Consider the following 1,980-nt stretch of genomic DNA (forward strand, 5'->3'; position numbering starts at 1 on the left):
GATCAACACGAACAACAAAAAGCCCGAGTGACATAATGTCGCTCGGGCTTTCTAGCTTTTAGCCTTAGATATTTCTGATATTCAGAAACTTCAGAAACTTCAGAATAGCTGAACTAGAAACTATGAATTTGATTTAGAGTGCTTGTCTGCAACCCATCCAGCCGTTAATGCCTTACCTTTACGCAGTCTGCGCACCCACATTCTGCTTGGGTGAATCGCTTCAAGCACATCGACAGGTAAGGGAAGCGGTTCGCCACAAATTTGCGATGCTAACACTTCAGCTAATAATGGCGCAGAGCTCAAGCCACGTGAGCCTAGCCCGATAAAGCAGTATAGGTTAGGGAAGCTTGCTACCGTTTGAACATCATCAACAGAGTGACGTTGCGGGTTGAAGTTGTGCAGGTCTTGGTACTGTTCTTTGATTGATTCAAAATCGCCAACGTTTCCGACAAACGGAAGGTGGTCACGGCTTACGCTGCGGATGCCTTGGCGCGCTAGGTTGCCACTGGTGTCGACATCTTTTGTCCACTTTTGGTCTGGCAGCGACCCATGTAGGCGATCGCCATTGTGCTGCTGAACCTCAATATCAAATTCTTGGTCTATATTGGTTTTGTCATAGTTGGCACCAATACAGTGATGAGCATTGTTTGGATTCTGCGGCGTAAGATAGCCATCAAAGCACAACACGGTTTTTAGCTGGCTGAGACTTTCCGTGGTCGGAATATGGCTCACTTGGCCTTTAACTGGAGTTAGAGGTACAGGCTGAGTCTGCTCAAACTGAGTGAACTTGTGTCCGTTCGCGACAACTACTTGGTCGTGCTTGGTTTGAATCTCACCTTGTGGTGTCTCAATGGTGAGTTGCCATTGTTGTTCAACTTCGAGCCACTCAAGTTGAGTCACTTGATGTTGATAGTGCGCGCTCACTTGGTTGGTCTCTTCTAACCTGCCAATCAAACCTTGAGTCAGTTGGAGAGGGCTTAACCAACCTCCCAGTGGAAAGTAGACACTCTCTTTATCGACTGGTAAGCCAATCTTTTCGTTGGCTTGCTCTGGCGTTAAACGCTGAATCAGATCTGTGTGGAAATTGCCTTCTAACATGCGATTGAGCTTTTTAGTGGAGCCTTCATCCCACATCAAAATGTTCACGCCACACCAATTGTGATCGAAGTTTACTGATTGTGCTGCTTGATTAATAAATTGGCGGGCAAACAATAAGCCCGGACCAAATATTCTTGAAACATTAGATGTCGCTTCGCTGAGTAGCGGATAAATGGCGCCTTGGTTGTTACCTGAGGCATTGCCCGCAGCTTGTGGGTGTTCACAATAAAGGGTGATGTTTTTACCACGTCGGCTTAGCGTTTTGGCTAATGCAGCACTGGCGACACCACCACCGATAATGGCTATATCTTGTGAATTACTGTGTTGAGCTAGGCCATACCAAGGTTTGATGTTGGTGTGAGCGCGCTTTTCGCCAAGTCGGCCTGCAATCATTTCTCGCTTAGTACCAAAGCCTTTAACCTTTTTCATTTCAAAGCCGGCTTCAATCAGCCCACGGCGAACGAAGCCTGCTGCGGTGAAGGTGGCGCAGCTGCAATCTTGCTTTGCCAGTTTGGCCATGCCGTTGAATAGGTTTTGATTCCACATTTCAGGGTTTTTGCTTGGAGCAAAGCCATCTAAGAACCACGCATCGACTAAACCTTTGCGAGGGGTCGGCACGTTTGGCATACAATCCTTAATATCACCAAACCACAAATCAAGCGTGATAGCACCATCGCCTAACACAATGCGGTGACATTCGGGCAGGGCAATCGGGTAGTGTTCTTGGAGTTGTGTCGCATACTCCGCTAATTCTGGCCACGATTGGTGCGCTTTGATTAGATCATCTTTATTTAAAGGATATTTTTCAAAACTGATGAAATGTAACTCTTTGGTCGTAGCTTGTGGGTTATCTTTAAGAAAAGCATCGAACCATTGCCAGAC

1 protein-coding gene is annotated in these 1,980 nt (G+C 46.7%); it reads right to left on the reverse strand.

Features of this window, described 5'->3' with window-relative positions; all coding sequences use genetic code 11:
• Positions 1-120: 120 nt before the first annotated feature.
• Positions 121-1,980, reverse strand: a 1,860-nt coding sequence (mnmC, locus tag AB4653_RS14195) for a bifunctional tRNA (5-methylaminomethyl-2-thiouridine)(34)-methyltransferase MnmD/FAD-dependent 5-carboxymethylaminomethyl-2-thiouridine(34) oxidoreductase MnmC (protein WP_372104505.1), incomplete at its 5' end; no start/stop codon positions are given.

Source organism: Vibrio sp. 10N.222.48.A3 (assembly GCF_041475345.1).
Classification (GTDB): domain Bacteria; phylum Pseudomonadota; class Gammaproteobacteria; order Enterobacterales; family Vibrionaceae; genus Vibrio; species Vibrio tasmaniensis_A.